The 15,782-nt window shown below is 75.0% G+C and carries 16 protein-coding genes; 7 read left to right on the top strand and 9 right to left on the bottom strand.

Annotated elements, in window-relative coordinates; genetic code table 11:
• Nucleotides 1-4: 4 nt before the first annotated feature.
• Nucleotides 5-850, bottom strand: coding sequence for a hypothetical protein (locus ABDB74_RS09745; protein WP_346623625.1), 846 nt, complete (start codon nucleotides 848-850; stop codon nucleotides 5-7).
• Between ABDB74_RS09745 and ABDB74_RS09740 the strand changes: the two genes are divergently transcribed.
• Entirely contained in the window at nucleotides 849-2,264 is a 1,416-nt protein-coding gene (locus ABDB74_RS09740) for a glutamate--cysteine ligase (protein WP_346623623.1), read from the top strand. The two genes, ABDB74_RS09745 and ABDB74_RS09740, sit on opposite strands and share 2 nt — an antisense overlap.
• A gap of 9 nt (nucleotides 2,265-2,273) precedes the next feature.
• Nucleotides 2,274-3,134 carry a lysophospholipid acyltransferase family protein gene (locus ABDB74_RS09735; RefSeq protein WP_346623622.1) on the top strand — a complete coding sequence of 287 codons (861 nt, stop codon included), beginning with the start codon at nucleotides 2,274-2,276 and terminating at the stop codon, nucleotides 3,132-3,134.
• A 4-nt stretch (nucleotides 3,135-3,138) separates the two neighbouring features.
• Here the strand turns inward: ABDB74_RS09735 and ABDB74_RS09730 are convergent, their stop codons facing one another.
• Entirely contained in the window at nucleotides 3,139-3,663 is a 525-nt protein-coding gene (locus ABDB74_RS09730) for a GNAT family N-acetyltransferase (protein ID WP_346623621.1), read from the bottom strand.
• A 181-nt stretch (nucleotides 3,664-3,844) separates the two neighbouring features.
• Here ABDB74_RS09730 and ABDB74_RS09725 point away from each other — a divergent pair, with 181 nt between their 5' ends.
• The 4 genes from ABDB74_RS09725 (at nucleotide 3,845) to ABDB74_RS09710 (ending at nucleotide 8,902) form a co-directional block, all read left to right on the top strand.
• Nucleotides 3,845-5,395 carry an amidohydrolase gene (locus tag ABDB74_RS09725; RefSeq protein WP_346623620.1) on the top strand — a complete coding sequence of 517 codons (1,551 nt, stop codon included), beginning with the start codon at nucleotides 3,845-3,847 and terminating at the stop codon, nucleotides 5,393-5,395.
• A gap of 508 nt (nucleotides 5,396-5,903) precedes the next feature.
• Entirely contained in the window at nucleotides 5,904-7,568 is a 1,665-nt protein-coding gene (lnt, locus tag ABDB74_RS09720) for an apolipoprotein N-acyltransferase (protein ID WP_346623619.1), read from the top strand.
• A complete protein-coding gene (locus ABDB74_RS09715; protein ID WP_346623617.1) occupies nucleotides 7,565-8,338 on the top strand; it encodes a polyprenol monophosphomannose synthase in 774 nt (257 codons plus the stop codon). The genes lnt and ABDB74_RS09715 overlap by 4 nt, the downstream gene beginning before the upstream one ends.
• Nucleotides 8,339-8,398: 60 nt before the next feature.
• Entirely contained in the window at nucleotides 8,399-8,902 is a 504-nt protein-coding gene (locus tag ABDB74_RS09710) for an FxsA family protein (RefSeq protein WP_346623615.1), read from the top strand.
• A 120-nt stretch (nucleotides 8,903-9,022) separates the two neighbouring features.
• Here the strand turns inward: ABDB74_RS09710 and ABDB74_RS09705 are convergent, their stop codons facing one another.
• The 6 genes from ABDB74_RS09705 to ABDB74_RS09680 form a co-directional block, all read right to left on the bottom strand.
• Complete coding sequence (locus ABDB74_RS09705; protein ID WP_269194308.1) at nucleotides 9,023-9,367, bottom strand: RNA polymerase-binding protein RbpA; 345 nt, start codon at nucleotides 9,365-9,367, stop codon at nucleotides 9,023-9,025.
• Between the two features lie 191 nt (nucleotides 9,368-9,558).
• Nucleotides 9,559-10,323 (bottom strand): thymidine kinase, encoded by a 765-nt coding sequence (locus ABDB74_RS09700; RefSeq protein WP_346623613.1) that lies wholly within the window; start codon nucleotides 10,321-10,323, stop codon nucleotides 9,559-9,561.
• Nucleotides 10,320-11,675: an MFS transporter gene (locus ABDB74_RS09695; RefSeq protein WP_346623612.1), complete on the bottom strand. Its 1,356-nt coding sequence runs from the start codon at nucleotides 11,673-11,675 to the stop codon at nucleotides 10,320-10,322. The genes ABDB74_RS09700 and ABDB74_RS09695 overlap by 4 nt, the downstream gene beginning before the upstream one ends.
• Before the next feature lie 52 nt (nucleotides 11,676-11,727).
• Nucleotides 11,728-12,618 carry a lysophospholipid acyltransferase family protein gene (locus tag ABDB74_RS09690; RefSeq protein ID WP_346623611.1) on the bottom strand — a complete coding sequence of 297 codons (891 nt, stop codon included), beginning with the start codon at nucleotides 12,616-12,618 and terminating at the stop codon, nucleotides 11,728-11,730.
• A complete protein-coding gene (locus tag ABDB74_RS09685; RefSeq protein ID WP_346623610.1) occupies nucleotides 12,615-13,391 on the bottom strand; it encodes a glycerophosphodiester phosphodiesterase in 777 nt (258 codons plus the stop codon). Before ABDB74_RS09685 ends, ABDB74_RS09690 begins: the two co-directional genes overlap by 4 nt.
• 54 nt (nucleotides 13,392-13,445) lie before the next feature.
• Entirely contained in the window at nucleotides 13,446-14,633 is a 1,188-nt protein-coding gene (locus tag ABDB74_RS09680; protein WP_346623609.1) for an aminotransferase class I/II-fold pyridoxal phosphate-dependent enzyme, read from the bottom strand.
• Between the two features lie 73 nt (nucleotides 14,634-14,706).
• Here ABDB74_RS09680 and ABDB74_RS09675 point away from each other — a divergent pair, with 73 nt between their 5' ends.
• Entirely contained in the window at nucleotides 14,707-15,114 is a 408-nt protein-coding gene (locus ABDB74_RS09675; protein WP_346623608.1) for a hypothetical protein, read from the top strand.
• Nucleotides 15,115-15,127: 13 nt separating this feature from the next.
• On the opposite strand, the gene ABDB74_RS09670 is transcribed toward ABDB74_RS09675, so the two are convergent.
• Nucleotides 15,128-15,352, bottom strand: coding sequence for a hypothetical protein (locus ABDB74_RS09670; protein ID WP_346623607.1), 225 nt, complete (start codon nucleotides 15,350-15,352; stop codon nucleotides 15,128-15,130).
• Nucleotides 15,353-15,782: the final 430 nt, after the last annotated feature.

Below are 15,782 nucleotides of genomic sequence, written 5' to 3'. Positions count from 1 at the left end.
GCGGTCAGCCGGCCTGCCGGGCCGCCCGGGACGTGGCGCGGCTCGCGCGGACCACGCCGCGCGCGGCCACCGGCGGGGCGCCCGCGGCGAGCGCCAGCCGGCGGTAGGAGTCATAGGAGAGCGTCCGGTAGGCGGCGGCCAGTTCCTCGACGGCGTCGCGCCGGGACGGCGGGGACGTCGCCCGCAGCTGCCGCACGGTGTTCCGGACGTGCTTGGTGAACGTCGCCTGCAGCGCCTGGTTGGACAGCCGCCCACCGATGCGGGAGTCCAGACCGGGGCCGCGACGCAGCGCCGGGAGGACCCATCGGCTCGCGGCCAGCGCCGGATACCTGCCCCGGACGTCCTCCCAGGCGTGCCAGGCCATCAGCGCCCCGGGCACCACCCACTCGCCGTCCTCCGTCGAGACGAGCAGCCGGCGGGCCGTCGCCCGTACCTGGTCGCGTCCCAGGGAGCGGAACGTGCCCACCGGCGCCGGCCAGCCGAGCGCGAGCGCGCACCAGGCCACGCAGCGGAGGTGCTCGGGGTCGTCGCTGCGGACCCGGGTGAGCGGCCGCAGGTCCAGGGCAGGGGGGTCGGGCTCCGGCGTGCGGGGGAGGGGCAGGGCCAGCCCTCCGTAGCGGGCGACCTTGCTGTAGAGCGCCACGGTCGCCGGCTTCCACTCCCGGGCGGCGGCCACGTCGTCCAGGCCCGCGGCGGCGAGCTCGTCGGGGCCCAGGCCGATCTCCAGCGCGGCGTCGACCAGCCGCCGCCACTGCGTCTCGTATCCCGGGGGCGCTGCCAGCCGCGCCCAGGCGCGAGCCGGCGGGAGGGACGGCATCTCGGGCAGCGGCTGCTGCCACGCACGTGGCATGACCGAATACTACCGTTATCCCCAACAACAAGTCGAAGAATATGTGTGGTCACCTGTCGAAAAAAAAAGAAACGACGCCCTGTGGGCGCCGATCACCAACGCCGGGACCCCGGCCCCGTTCAGCCGCCCGGGGCAGACGTCCACCCCGGAGCACACTCGCCCACCGGTGCGCCGGAGCGACCACCCTCTGCCGGCTGGTCCTGCACGACAGGGCACCGGTCCGGATCATGGGGTGGTGCGGACCGTGGGCGTCGAGGAAGAGCTGCTGGTGGTCGACTCGTCCGGGGTGCCCGTACCGGAAGGGCCGGATGCCCTCGCCGTCGCGGCGCGGCGCGGCGAGGGCGAAGACGTCGAGCAGCACGACCGCGCCGAGCGCGGCGAGCCCGACGGCGCTCCGGAGTCGGCACACCTCTCGCCCGAGCTGAAGGCCCAGCAGGTCGAGCTGGGGACGCCGGTCTGCACGACCCTCCAGGAGGTGCTCGACCAGCTGCGCCACTGGCGTCGCCGTGCCGACGCCGCGGCCGTGGCCGTCGGGGCGCGGGTGGCGGCGCTGGCCACGTCGCCGGTGGCCGTCGCCTCCGTCCCGACCGGGGGCGAGCGCTACACCCGGCTGATGGACACCTTCGGCCAGACCGCACGCGACGTCCTGACCTGCGGCTGCCACGTCCACGTCTCGGTCGCCGACGACGAGGAGGGCGTGGCCGTCCTCAACCGCATCCGGGTGTGGTTGCCGGTGCTCACGGCCCTGACCGCCAACTCCCCGTTCTGGCAGGGCGAGGACACCTCGTACGCCAGCTTCCGGTCCCAGGTCTGGCAGCGCTGGCCGTCGGCGGGCCCGAACGACCCGTTCACCGACGCCGCCGACTACCACCGCGTCGTCGACGCCATGCTGGCCACCGGGACGGTGTTCGACGCCGGCATGGTCTATTTCGACGCCCGGCTGTCGGCCACGTGGCCCACCGTGGAGGTGCGCAGCGCGGACGTCGCCCTCCGGGTCGAGGACGCCGTCACCCTCGCCGGGCTGGTGCGCGGCCTGGTGGAGACCGCCGCCCGCGATGCACGGGACGGCGGCGCGGCGCCCGACGTGCGGACCGAGGTGCTGCGCCTGGCCGCCTGGCGGGCCGGCCGCTGCGGCCTCACCGGCGAGCTCGTCCACCCGCGCACCGGCCGGCCGGCCGCGGCCGCCGACGTCCTGACCGACCTGCTCGACCACGTGCGGCCCGCGCTCGCCGACGCGGGCGACGAGGACACCGTCTCCGCCGGTGTGGCCGCCCTGCTGGAACGCGGGACCGGCGCCGACCTCCAGCGGCAGGTGCACCAGGAGACCGGCGACCTCGCGGCCGTCGTCCGGGCCGCCGTGGCCACCACCGCCGGGGAGCCGACCCCTCGGGCGGCGTCCGGAGGCAGCCGCTAGATTCCCGCCATGTACACCGCGAGCTGGCGTGACGTCGTCCGTCCCGGGCTGTTCGGCGCCTCGCCCGATCCGCGCGACAAGCCGTACCGGCTGGTGATCCGGATCGCCCTGGTCGTCTTCCGGCTGTTCCGCTTCCGCTTCGACGTCCGTGGCTCCGAGCACGTGCCGGCGTCCGGGGGCGCGATCATCTGCAGCAACCACGTCAGCTACTTCGACTTCACCTTCCTGGGGCTCGGCGCGCTGCCGCGGCACCGCCTGGTGCGGTTCATGGCGAAGGCGGCGGTCTTCAACCACCGGTTCTCCGGACCGTTCATGCGCGCCATGCGGCACATCCCGGTCGACCGGAAGGCCGGCTCGAGCGCGTTCGAGGCCGCGGTCCGCGCGCTCAAGGACGGCGAGGTGGTCGGGATCTTCCCGGAGGCGACCATCAGCACCAGCTTCACGGTGAAGGACCTCAAGGCCGGCGTCGCGCGGATGGCCATCGACGCCGGCGTGCCGATCATCCCGGCGGCCGTCTGGGGCGGGCACCGGGTGGCCACGAGGAACCACAAGGTGGAGTGGCGCCGTGGCGTCCCCGTGACGGTGGTCCTCGGCGAGCCGATCACCCCTGGGCCCGGTGAGCAGATCCCCGCACTGCTCGGTCGCACTCGCACGGCGATGGAGGCGCTGCTCGACGAGGCCCAGCGGAGCTATCCCGACCAGCCCGCCGGCGCCGACGACCGGTGGTGGCAGCCGGCGCACCTCGGCGGGACGGCACCGACACCCGCGGAGGCGGCCGCCGGCGACACCCTCCGCGCCACCGGGCGGGGGGCCAGTGCGACGAAGCGCTCGCCGGGGGGACGGGTGGCCCGGCTGCTGCGCCGCCGCTGAGCGGTCACTCGACGACGACGGGGGCCATCAACCGGAATGCCTCCAGCTCGACGTCGTACCAGCGGCGGATGCGCCCCAGCGGGGCCATCCCCAACCGCCGGCAGACGGCGATCGACGCCTCGTTGCCCGGTCGCACGACGGCGTAGACCTCGGGCAGGCCGAGCCCGAACGCCCGGTCGACGACCTCCCGCGCGGCCTCGGTGGCGTAGCCGTGGCCCCAGGAGTCGGGGTGCAGGTGCCACCCCACCTCGACCTCGCCCACCCCGTTGGGCAGCGGCTTGAGCAGAACCGTCCCGGCCGGGACGCCGTCGGGCCGCTCGATGGCCCAGCAGAGGAACCGGTCGTCGCGCGCATGCACCTCGGCCCAGCGGACGACGAGTTCCTCGGGTGGCACCGAGGGGCCACCGCCCAGCCAGCGGGTCACCTCGTCGCGGCCGTAGATGTCGGCCAGCCGCGCGAGGTCGGCCGGCCGGGTCGTCCACGGCCGGAGCCGCAACCGCTCCGTGCACAGCCGCTGTCCCGCGTCCACCCGTCCTGCCTACCGTCGCCGTCCGGGCCCGGCCACCCGGACGCCGTACCGGCACGAAGTCGCTCCAGCGACCGCAGCGGGCCCCGGCCGGCCCTGCCGGTGGAGCGGCGGAAGGGGCCGTGGTCTGCTGTGCCGGCCCCGCTGCTCCCGGCGGTGGCCGGGGCTCGAGAGGACGGCGGACGTGACGACACCCGGCGGGGACGCGAACGCCCGCGCGAGCCTCCTGCTCACCGACGTCCGGATCGGCGACCGTGCCGGCCGGGCGCTGTACGTCCGTGCCGGGCGGATCGCGTGGCTGGGGGATGCGGCCGACGCGCCCGGCGCCGACCGGGTGATCGCGGGGGAGGGGGCGTTGCTGACGCCCGCCTTCGTCGATGCCCACGTGCACGCCACCGCCACCGGGCTGGCGTTGACCGGTCTCGACCTCCACTCGAGCTCGAGCGTTGCCGATGCGGTCGCCGCACTCCGGGCCCACGCCGAGGCGGTGCCCGACGGGATCGTCCTGGGCACCGGCTGGGACGAGACCGCCTGGCCCGAGCGCCGTGGTCTCACGCGGGCCGACCTCGACGCCGCGGTCGGGAACCGCCCGGTCTACCTGGCGCGGGTCGACGTCCACTCCGCGACCGTCTCGACCGCGCTGCTGGACGGCGTCCCGGGGATCGCCGGTCGCCCCGGCTTCGCCGCCGACGGTCGCCTGCGGCTGGACGCGCACCACGCGGCCCGGAAGGCCGCCTACGGAGCGGTCATGGGTGCGCAGCGCACGGCCGCCCAGCGGGCCACCCGGGCGGCCGCGGCGGCCCTGGGCATCGGCAGCCTGCACGAGATGGCCGGCCCGGAGGTCTCCTCGGCCGACGACCTCCGGAACCTGCTGGCGCTGGCGGGCGCGGAGCCGGGCCCACGGGTCCTCGGCTACTGGGGTGAGCTGTCCGAGCGCGGGGGGCTGGAGCTGGTGCGCGAGCTCGGCCTGGCCGGAGCCGGGGGAGACCTGTTCTGCGACGGCGCCCTCGGGTCGCACACCGCCGCGCTGAGTGCCCCCTACTCCGACCGGCCCGACACCTGCGGCGCCCTCCGGTTCGAGACGGCGTCGCTGGCCGAGCACGTCCGCGCCTGCACCACGGCCGGCCTCCAGGCCGGTTTCCACTGCATCGGGGACGCCGCCGTCGAGCAGGTGCTGGAGGCCGTGGGGATCGTCGTCGCCGAACTGGGGGCGTCCGCGGTGCGCGCCTGCCGGCACCGGCTCGAGCACCTGGAGATGCCGTCGGCTTCCGTCATGGCGCGGATGCGTGACTGGGACATGGTGGCCAGCGTCCAGCCGGCCTTCGACGCCGCCTGGGGCGGGCGCGCCGGCATGTACGCCGAGCGGCTGGGGCTCGAACGGGCCCTGGCCACCAACCCGCTGGCCGACCTGGCGGAGAGCGAGGTGGCCCTCGCCCTGGGCAGCGATGCGCCGGTGACTCCCCTGGACCCGTGGGGCGGGGTGCACGCCGCCGTCGACCACCGGACGCCCGGTTCCGGACTGCGGCCGTTCGACGCCTTCGACGCGGCCACCCACGGGGGCTGGCACGCCGCCCGGGCCGAGCACCCCCTCGGCCCGCTGGCCGTCGGAGCGCCCGCGGACCTCGCCGTGTGGGCGACCGGGGAGGGGTTGTCCCAGGTCCTCGCCGACCGGGGCCGGCCGGCGTGCCATCTGCTGGTCGTGGACGGGGAGCCGGTGGGCCACGGCGATCAGTAACGATTTGATCACACTGCGACTCGAAGCCCTCGCAGGTCTCGATACCGACCGCTGCCCTTCTTACAGTCCCTGCAGTTCCTGACCGGAAGCACCGCACCGTGCTCTCCCGGCAGGCGCGTGCGGTCCCTCCGGCCGGCGCGGCCCGGCTGTGCCGGCCACGTCACCCGGGTCGCGGGGGAGCGGCGGGCCTCCGGAGGACACGGTGCCGGGCAACCCGGCGGAGCCCACGTGGACCCGCGCCATCAGACAACGGTCGCGCCGCTCGCCGCCAGCGACCGGCCGTCCGGCCCGAAGGCGCGGCGCCCGCATGCGGTTGCCGCCGGCGCGATCGGCACGGGAACGGTGGCCCGGACGAGCGGCTCCGCGGCGTGCAGGGATGCACGCCCGCTCGCGCGCCGGTCCGGGATGGGATGCTGGGTCGGGACCGCGCAACCAGCGGTCCGGACCCCGCCCGAGCGGTGCGGGGACGATCCGCCCCGCGGGGCGGCGGCATCCGAGGAGGCGCTGCGTGCCCGCAGGCAACGGCGGGCCGGCGACGGGAACGCTCGCGCGGCCGCCCGGGCCCGGTGCTCCCGGGCAGCCGGCACAGCAGGGGACGACGTCCCGCCGCCCCGTGCGCCTGCCGTGGCGGACGCTGCTGGCCGCCACGGGCGGGCTGGCCATGTTCCTCGCCTTCCCCGGTCACGGCCTCGCCTGGCTGGCCGTCCTCGGACCGGCAGCGCTGACGCTGGCGACCCGCGGGCAGCGCGTCCGCTCGGGCCTCTGGCTCGGCCTCGTGATGGGCCTGGCCTTCTTCGTCCCCCTGCTCTCGTGGACCGGGATCTACGTGGGCGCCTTCCCCTGGCTCGCGCTCGCGGTGAGCCAGGCGCTGTTCCTGTCCCTGCTGGGCGGCCTGACCGCGTTCACCACGCGGCTGCCCCTCTGGCCGCTGTGGGCCGCGGCCCTCTGGGTCGCCGACGAGGCGCTCCGCGGCCGGTTCCCCTTCGGCGGCTTCCCGTGGGGCCGCCTGGGCTTCTCGCAGACCGACGGCCCCCTGCTGGCGCTGGCCGCGTACGGCGGGGTGCCGCTGGTCGGCTTCGCCGTCGCCCTCACCGGCACCCTGCTCGCGGCCGCCGTCCTGGCGCTGGTCCGTGCCTGGCGGACCTCCGGCGCCCCGGCCGGGGAACGGCGGGGCGGCCTCCGGGCGGCCCTGCCATGGGTCGCCGGGGCGCTCGCGGTCCCGCTGGTCGGCGCCCTCGCCTCGCTGCCGCTGCCCGGCAGCTCCCTGACGGCGGGCGGGCCGACCGCCACCGTCGCGGTGATCCAGGGAGACGTGCCGCGCGCCGGCCTGGACTTCAACGCCCAGCGACGGGCGGTGCTCGACAACCACGTCCAGCAGACCCTCCTGCTGGCCGCGGACGTGTCCGCCGGGGAGCGCCCGCAGCCCGACGTCGTCCTGTGGCCGGAGAACAGCTCGGACATCGACCCGTACCGGAATGCCGACGCCGCGGCGCAGATCCAGCGTGCTGCGGACGCCGTCGGTGCGCCGATCCTGGTGGGCGCCGTCGTCGACGGCCCCGGCGAGTTCATCAGCAACACGGCGATCGTCTGGACGCCGGAGGACGGGCCGGGCGACACCTACGTCAAGCGCCATCCGGTGCCCTTCGCCGAGTACGTCCCCGCGCGGGACTTCTTCCGGTTCTTCAGCGAGAAGGTCGACCTCGTGCGGCGGGACTTCGCGGCCGGCGACGACGTCGGCGTGCTGGACGTCGGGGGGATCCGCCTCGGTGACCTGATCTGCTTCGAGGTGGTCTACGACGACCTGGTGCGCGACGTCGTCGACGGAGGGGCGGGCATGCTCGTCGTGCAGACCAACAACGCCACGTTCGGCTACACGGACGAGAGCGCCCAGCAGCTGGCCATGAGCCGGGTGCGGGCGGTCGAGCACGGCCGTGCGGTCGCCGTCGCGGCCACCAGCGGTATCTCGGCGATCGTGGCCCCCGACGGGACGGTGGTCCGGTCCTCGGAGCTGTTCGAGCCCGCGGTCTTCGTCGCCGACATCGCCCAGCGCGACGACGTCACCGTGGCGCAGCGGCTGGGAGCGGGGCCCGAGTGGCTGCTCACCGCGCTCGCCGCGGGCGCGGTGCTCGGCGGCCTGCGGTCCGCCCGGTCGCGGCAGGGGAGTGCCGCGTGAGCGACCGGGTGCTGGTCATCATCCCCACGTACAACGAGGTGGAGAACCTGGCGCGGGTGCTGGAGCGGCTGCACGCCAGCGTGCCCGACGCCCACGCACTGGTGGTCGACGACGGGTCACCAGACGGCACCGGCGAGCTCGCCGACACCCTCGCCGCCGCCGACCCGCGGGTGCACGTGCTGCACCGCAGCGCCAAGGGCGGTCTCGGCCGCGCCTACGTGGCCGGGTTCGGCTGGGCACTGGAGCGGGGGTACGAGGTGCTCGTCGAGATGGACGCCGACGGCTCCCACCCGCCCGAGCAGCTGCCCGACCTGCTCGCGGCGGTGGCCGACGCCGATCTCGTGCTCGGCTCCCGGTACGTCGACGGCGGCCGGGTGGAGGACTGGCCGCTGCACCGGCTGCTGCTGTCCCGGGCCGGCAACCGCTACACGCGGTGGGCGCTGCGGCTGCCGCTGCGTGACGCCACCGGCGGTTTCCGGGCCGCCCGGGCCGAGCTGGTCGAGCGGTTGCCGTTCGACCAGGTGGCCAGCGAGGGCTACTGCTTCCAGGTCGACTGGGCCTGGCGGGCCCTGCGCTCCGGGGCCCGCGTCACCGAGGTGCCGATCACCTTCACCGAACGCGAGTTCGGCAGGAGCAAGATGAGCGGTTCGATCGTTAAGGAAGCATGGGCCCGGGTGACCGTGTGGGGTGTGCAGGACCGGCTGGCCGACTGGCTGCCGGGCCTGGTGCGCCCACCGGTGAACGGACCGGCGGAGGACGCCGGGCGGTAGCCCGGGCGACGGCGAGGCCGCCGCTCGGGGACGGGCACGCGAGCAGGAGGAGGAACCGTCGTGGCTGAGGTGGTGCGCCGACGGCTGCGCATGGTGGTCGGGCTCGCGGCCGTCGCGGAGCTGGTCGTCTTCGTGCTGATCGCCGCCTGGATCGGCCTGGGCTGGACGATCGTGGCCGCGCTGGTCACCAGCGCACTCGGCTGGGCGCTGCTCGCCCGGCAGGGCACCCGCGCCCTGGCCGACCTCCGCGCGCGGGCCCGGTCGGGCCAGGGCCCGGGCCGCGAACTGGGCGACGCCGGGCTGGTCGCCGTCGGCGGTCTGCTGATGGTGCTCCCCGGCTTCCTCGGCGACCTCGTGGGGCTGCTGTGCCTGCTGCCGGGCACCCGCGGGCTGGTGCGACGCGTGCTGACCCGCCTGGTCCTGAGCCGCGTTCCCCCGCACCTGCGCGGGCCGGTGCGCGTCGGCAGTACCCGCACCGCCCCGGTGGACCGGCCCGACGCCGGCGGTCCCGGCAGGCCGCTGGTCATCGAGGGCGAGGTCCTCCGCGACCCCGACGGCCGCTGACCCCGGCCACCGGAGCACCCGGGAGCCGAGCTCCGGCGTGCCGGGGACACCCCGGCTGTCGCCGGATGCGGAACGGCCCCGGTGGGAGTCCCACCGGGGCCGTTCGTCGTCGTGCTGGGGTCAGCTGGCGCGGGTCCGCCGGCCGCGGAGCACCTCGAGGCGCTCGGCCAGGACCTCCTCGAGGTCCTCGACGCTGCGGCGCTCGAGCAGCATGTCCCAGTGGGTCCGCGGGGGCTTCACCTTCTTGGGCGTCGGCTCGGTCCCACCGACCAGCTTCGCCGCGGAGCCGTCGAACTTGCACTCCCAGGTGTCGGGGAGCTCGGCGTCGTCGGCGAAGGGCACCGTGAACAGGTGGCCCGACGGGCACCGGTACTCGGCGTACTGCCGCTCGATGGGCGCGGTGTTCCGTTCGGTCTCGTAGCTGACGCTGCCCAGTCGGCTGCCGCGCAGGGAACGCTCACCCATGGCACACCGTCCTCTCGTGCTTGTGTCGGTCGGGACTCGACGTCCGGTGGCCAGGGCAGTACCCAGGTAACCGGGGAGTCAGAGAGATCAACGACGGAAAAGGCGGAGAGATTCCGCCGAATCGGCTGTTCATCATCGCATGGGGTGGGATCCCGGCGGTCACCGCCCCCCGACCGGGTGAGACCGGCAGGTCAGGGCAGGGCCAGCTGCCCCGGACCGGCCGCCGTCGGCCCCAGTTCACCGCGGACGTAGTGCCGGCGGCAGAGCACCTGGTAGCGCACGGTGGGGGAGGAGCCCGCCCCCGCGCCGGGCAGCTCCGGGGGCGCGGTGTCGGCGACGACGACGGTCTCCCCGGACCGCACCATCACCCCGTCCACCACCCGGGCGTTGAGCAGCCCCGGCAGCCCGCACCAGCAGAGGACCTCCACCTGGATGCGCTGCACGTCGTCGGCGACCTCCAGCAGCCGGGCGGTGCCCGGGAAGAGCCGGGTGCGGAAATCCGTGGTCAGGCCGAAGGCGTAGACGTCGACGTGCGACTCGTCGACGAGTTCGGCGAGCTGGTCGACCTGGCCGGGGGAGAGGAACTGCGCCTCGTCGACGATGAGGTAGTCCACGCGGTGCCCACCCGCCCAGCGGTCGCGGACCAGCAGCCGAAGGTCGGTCCCGCCGTCGATCTCCACGGCCGCCCGGCACAGGCCCACGCGGGAGCTGATCTGCGGGGCCGAGGAGCGGTCGCCCTGGGTGACCAGCAACCCGTTCCGCCCCTGCCGGCTCTGGTTGTGGTCCATCTGCAGCGCGAGGGTCGACTTCCCGCAGTCCATCGGTCCGTGGAAGAAGCGCAGGTGGGCGGGTGCGGGGTGCCGCCGCCGGTCGCCCGAGGCCGGCACGGACGACAGCGCGGGGAGGACGGGGGAGCGGGCGTCCTCCGCGGCCGGTCGATCGCCGTCCGGGTTCACAGGCGCTCCGGGGGCGTGTTCCCGGCGGCCAGGACGGCACGCCGCATCGGCAGGGCCGCCAGCGCGATGAAGCCGCCCACGAAGAAGATGACCAGGCTGACGATCGCCAGCCGGTAGGAGCCGGTCAGCTGGTAGGTCAGCCCGAAGGCCAGCGGGCCGAGCCAGCTGGTCCCGCGGTCGCTGATCTCGTAGAAGCCGTAGTATTCGGCCTCCTTGCCCGCCGGGATGAGCTGGCTGAACAGCGACCGGGAGAGCGCCTGGGTGCCGCCCTGGACGAGACCGATCACCGCGGCGAGGGCGTAGAACTGCGCCACCGCACCGGTCTGCAGGAAGAACGCGGCGAACAGCACGCCGATCCAGGCGAGCAGGGCGCCGAGGACCACCCGCTTGGCCCCGTAGCGCACGGCCATGCGACCGAGCCCGAGCGCGCCGAAGACCGCCACGACCTGCACCATCAGGATCGCACCGGTGAGCACGTCCTGGGCCAGGCCCAGCTCCTCGGTCGCGTACAGGGCCGACAGCGAGATGACGGTCTGCACGCCGTCGTTGAACAGCAGGTACGCCCCCAGGAACCACAGTGTCAGCGGAAAGGCCCGCATCTCCCGGAACGTGGTGGCCAGCTGCCGGAAACTGCTGCCCGACCGCACCGCGGAGGCCGCGACCGGGCGGTTGCGCAGGCGGGACACCGAGAACAGGGTGAAGGCGCCCCACCACAGGCCGGCGGTGGCCAGGGCGATCCGCACCGCCTCACCGGTGGTCAGCCCCAGGTCCTCGGCGGCGACCACCAGGCCGAGGTGCACGGCGAGCAGCAGGGCTCCGCCGACGTAGCCGAACGCCCAGCCGCGGCTGGAGACCAGGTCGCGCTCGTTCGGCCCGGCCAGGTCGGGCAGCCAGGAGTAGTAGACGACCGTGGCGGCACCGAACGCGATGTTGGCCAGGACGAACAGGAGAGCACCCATCAGCCACCGGCCGTCCCCGGCGAAGAACAGCGCCGTCGTGGCGAGCGCCCCGAGGATCGCGAAGCCGGCGAGCATCTCGCGTTTGCGGCCGGTGCGGTCGGCGACGGCGCCGGCCAGGGGGAGCACCAGCACCTGCAGGACCACCGACGCCGAGAGCACGTAGGAGAACCAGCTGCCGGCCGCGATCGACAGGCCGAGGAACGACAGCCGCTCGTCCGGGCCGGCGGCGTCGCGCGCGATGGCGGTCAGGTACGGCCCGAGGAAGACGGTCGTCACCGAGGTGTTGAAGACCGACATCGCCCAGTCGTAGGAGTACCAGCCGAAGCGCTCGCGCCGGAGCGCGCGATCGACCGGCGGCACCGGCGAGCCGGCGGGAGCGGCGGCGGTGGTCACCGCGGCAGGTTGCCAGGCAGGGGACGGCCGGTCCAGCACCGGGCCCCACCGGTCACGGGATGTCCTCCGGGACGACGCCTCCCGGGAACGCCGCGACGGCGCCGGTCGGCCGCGTCGGGTCGGTGAACGCGGGCGCCTCGAGCTCGTCGGCGCGCAGCGGGCGCAGACCGCGGGTGAGGGCGGCGGCGATCCGGATCCGGGCCCGGTTGGCGTCGCCGACCCGCCCCATCTGCAGGTCGTCGAAGACCACCGGCGGGCCGACGTGCACCCGCAGGGCCGGGCGGCGCAGCACGGCGCGGACGGCGGTGCGCAGCTTCCCCCAGTCGTTGCCGTACTGCAGCACCTCGTGAGCGCCCCACTGGCTGACCGGGATCACCGGCACCCGCAGGCCCAGGGCCAGCCGCGCCATGCCGGTGCGGCCGCGTTCCGGCCACAGATCGGGCGCCAGGCCCACCCGGCCCTCGGGGTAGGCGACGACGTGACCGCCGTGCACGAGGGCCACCTCGGTGACCCGGACGGCGTGGCGGGCCAGTTCGGTGCCGCGCTCGACCCGGATGGCGCCGGTCCGTTCCAGCAGGGCGCCTGCGACCGGGGCGGCGAGGATCCCGCCGGTGGTCATGATCCGGGGCGTGACGCCCAGCTTGTGCAGGGCGACGGCGACGACGAAGGGGTCGAAGTCGCCGATGTGGTTGGCCGCCAGCAGCAGCGGACCGCGGCGCAGCTCCTCGGGGATGCTGCCGCTGACCTCGACCCGGCCGAAGATGCCGACCAGCCAGGAGAAGCGGCGCAGCAGGAAGCGCCAGACCCACCAGGGCGGCGCCACCGCGATCGCCAGTTCGCGGGCGAACCACTCGGGGTCGTCGGCCCGCACGAGGTCCGCCAGGTCCTGCGGCAGGGGAGGTGTGCGGGGTCGCCAGGCGCGCAGCCGCTCCGCGGGACTCACCGTGGCGCCCACTGGCCACGCTTCTCGAGGACCTCCCGGAGCATGGCCGGGCGGTCGGTCATGATCCCGTCGACCCCCAGGTCCAGCATCACCTCGACCTCGGCGGGATCGTCGACCGTCCACACGTGCACCTGCAGACCCCGCGCGTGGGCCGCGGCGAGGAAGCGCTCGTCGACCAGCGCCCGGCCGCCGAGCTGCAGGGGGACCTGCGCGCACCCGGCCTGGATGCGCACCAGCCCCGCGGCCCGCGGTTGGTAGGACGACAGCCGGAGCGCGGCGACCCCGCGCGGCCCCAGGGAGGTGCACACCGTGGGGCCGAACAGCCGCCGGGCGGCGGCGATGCGGGCGTCGGAGAAGGAACCGAGGCAGATCCGGTCGGTCACCTTCATCCGGCGCACCAGGCGGACGAGGGGCGCCAGCACGCCGGCGGCCTTGATGTCGAGGTTGAACCGGACGTCGGGCCACGCAGCCAGCAGGTCCTCGAGCCGCACGATCGGCTCGCGCCCCCCGATGCGGGCCTCGGCCACCTGCGCCCAGGTGAGGCTGTCGATCCGCCCGGACTGCCCGGTGACCCGCTCCAGGTTGGGGTCGTGGAACGCCACGAGCACGCCGTCGGCGGTCACCTGGACGTCGGTCTCCAGGTAGCGGTAGCCCAGTTGCACGCAGGCCTCGAAGGCCGGCATGCTGTTCTCCAGGTGCTCGATGGCGCCGCCACGGTGCGCCATGGCCAGCGGCGTCGGCGCGTCGAGGTAGGCGAACCGCGCAGCAGGCACGCGTCCACGCTAGTGGCCGGGCCCGAGCGACCCTCGAGGCCCCGGCGATCCGCCTCAGCCGCCCCCGAGCGCGGCCACCATCCGGTCGACGATCGCGGTCAGCACCGGGCGCGGCGTCGCGAAGTTGAGCCGGACGTGCCCGGCGCCCACGGCACCGCACTCCGCGCCGTCGACGAGCGCGACCCCGGCCCGCTCCAGGAAGAAGGCGCCGGCCGGCGAGGGCAGATCCAGGCCGCGGCAGTCCAGCCAGGCCAGGTAGGTGCCCTCGGGCGGCTGGAAGCCGATGCCCGGCGCCCGCTCGGCCAGCGCGTCGGTGAGCAGCCGCCGGTTGCCGACGAGGTACCGGAGCACCCCGTCCAGCCACGGCCCACCCCGCTCATAGGCGGCGGTCGCGGCCAGGACGCCGGGCGTCGACGCGCCGTGCCCGGCCAGGTAGCCCACGTCCGCCCAGTGCGCGGCGTCCGCCTCGTCGGAGAGCAGCAGCTGGGCGGCCTTGAGACCCGGCAGGTTCCAGGCCTTCGACGCCGACGTGGCCGTCACCGTGTGGGCAGCGGTGACCGACGAGAGCGACGCGTAGGGCCGGTGCACGGCGCCGGGCAGGACCAGGGGCGCGTGGATCTCGTCGGAGAACACGCGGGCGCCGGCGCGGTCGACGACCTCGGCGAGCTCCAGCTGCTCGTCGGCGGTGAAGACCCGGCCGAGCGGGTTGTGCGGGTTGCAGTGCACGAACAGCCGGCCCCCGGCGTCGAAGGCCCGGGCTACCGCGTCGAGGTCGTAGGTCATCCGGCCGGCGCGCCGCACCATCGGGACCTCGATGACCTCGCGGCCCAGCAACCCGGGGACGAACAGGAAGGGCATGTACGCCGGCGTCGGCAGCACCACCGGGCTGCCCGGCGGGCTGAAGTGCTCGATCGCCGCCTGCAGCCCGGCCAGCACGTCGGGCAGCGGCGTCACCCACTCCGGCGGCACCGACCAGCCGTACCGCCGGGCCTGCCAGGACGCGCAGGCCCGGGCCATCTCCGCCGCCGCCTCGGGCGTCAGGTAACCGAACCGGCTGCCCTCGACCGCGGCCGCCAGCGCCCGGGTCACCTCCGGTGCGGTGCCGAAGTCCATCTCCGCCACGAAGGCGCCGAGCGCCCGGCCGTACCGGGTCCACTTGAGGCTGCCGGCGGCCCGCAGGCCCTCCTCGCTGAGCGCGTCGAACACCGGGGACAGGTCCAGCGGCTCGTCCTGGCGGGGCATCGGGGCCCTCCTTCCGTGGCCGGTGTGGCGTGTCACCGAGAGCTGTCGGTGCCGACGTCTAGCGTGCGCAGGCGTGGCACAGCAGCACGCATCCGGCAGCACCGTCCCCGTCCCCGTCGCCCCGCTCCCCAGCCGGGGGAGCGACGAGCAGCGCCGGTGCGGCTGGTGTCGCCGGGTCCTGCCCCAGCAGGGGTCGGTCGGTCGTCCCCGGCTGTACTGCGGTCAGGCGTGCCGCCAGCGGGCCTACGAGCAGCGTGCCGCGACGGCGAAGGCTGGGCTGCCCGGTGACGTCGTCCTGGTGTCGCGGGCCGAGCTCGACGGCCTGCAGGACCGGCTGTTCCAGCTGCGGTGCGCGCTGGAAGACGTCCAGACCATGCTCGAGGAGCGGCCGACCAAGGCGGAGCTGGAGCGCGCGCTGGCCGACCTCGTGCACTCCACGGGCCGGCTCGACCGGCTGTGGGTCACCGAGCGCTCCAGCTGAACCGACGCTCCGCTCAGTCGCCCTGGACGTCGTCGTCCAGGTCCTGCCCGACCTCCGGGTCACTGACGTCCGGCAGGTTCTCGCGGTCGGCCTCCTCGGGGTCGAGCTGATCGATCTCCCCGTCGGTGACCCCGTCGTTCTGGTCCTGCCCCGCCGCCTGGCACGCGGTCAGCGTGGCGCCGCCGCCGAACAGCGCCAGGGATGTCAGGAGGGCGGTGAGCGGTCGTCGGATTCTCATGACCCGACCCTACGAACGTCAGCAGGCCGCCGCCCGTCGAACCTGCGACACCACCGGCCTTACGTCACAGTGACGTAATGGCGGTGGTGTGAGCGGATGGGGGCGACGGCGTCCGGGGGAGCCGATCCCGACTCGGCGGCGCTCCGGCGCGGATCCGGCCGACTCGGGACCGGCCATGGAGAGCCGCCGACCCATCAAGATCGACTCAGCAGTCAAGATCAACTCACGGGGGAGTCATCGACAGAGGCGCCGGTCGTCACGGGACCTGCCGGCGCCCGCCGGCGGTCATGACGGAGAGGCCGGCCGCCGGCTCGCCGTCGGCACCGCCCAGCCGTCCGGATGGTCACGGCGCACGCCGGTCACGGTCGACGGCCGGGTCGAACACCGTCCGGTCCGGCGGTCGACATCTGGCGACAGTCCATGATCATCA

It is taken from the genome of Blastococcus sp. HT6-4 (assembly GCF_039679125.1).
GTDB classification, from domain to species: Bacteria; Actinomycetota; Actinomycetes; order Mycobacteriales; family Geodermatophilaceae; genus Blastococcus; species Blastococcus montanus.
Note: the sequence above shows the minus strand (reverse complement) of the source record. Positions and strands in the feature narration are given on the sequence as shown.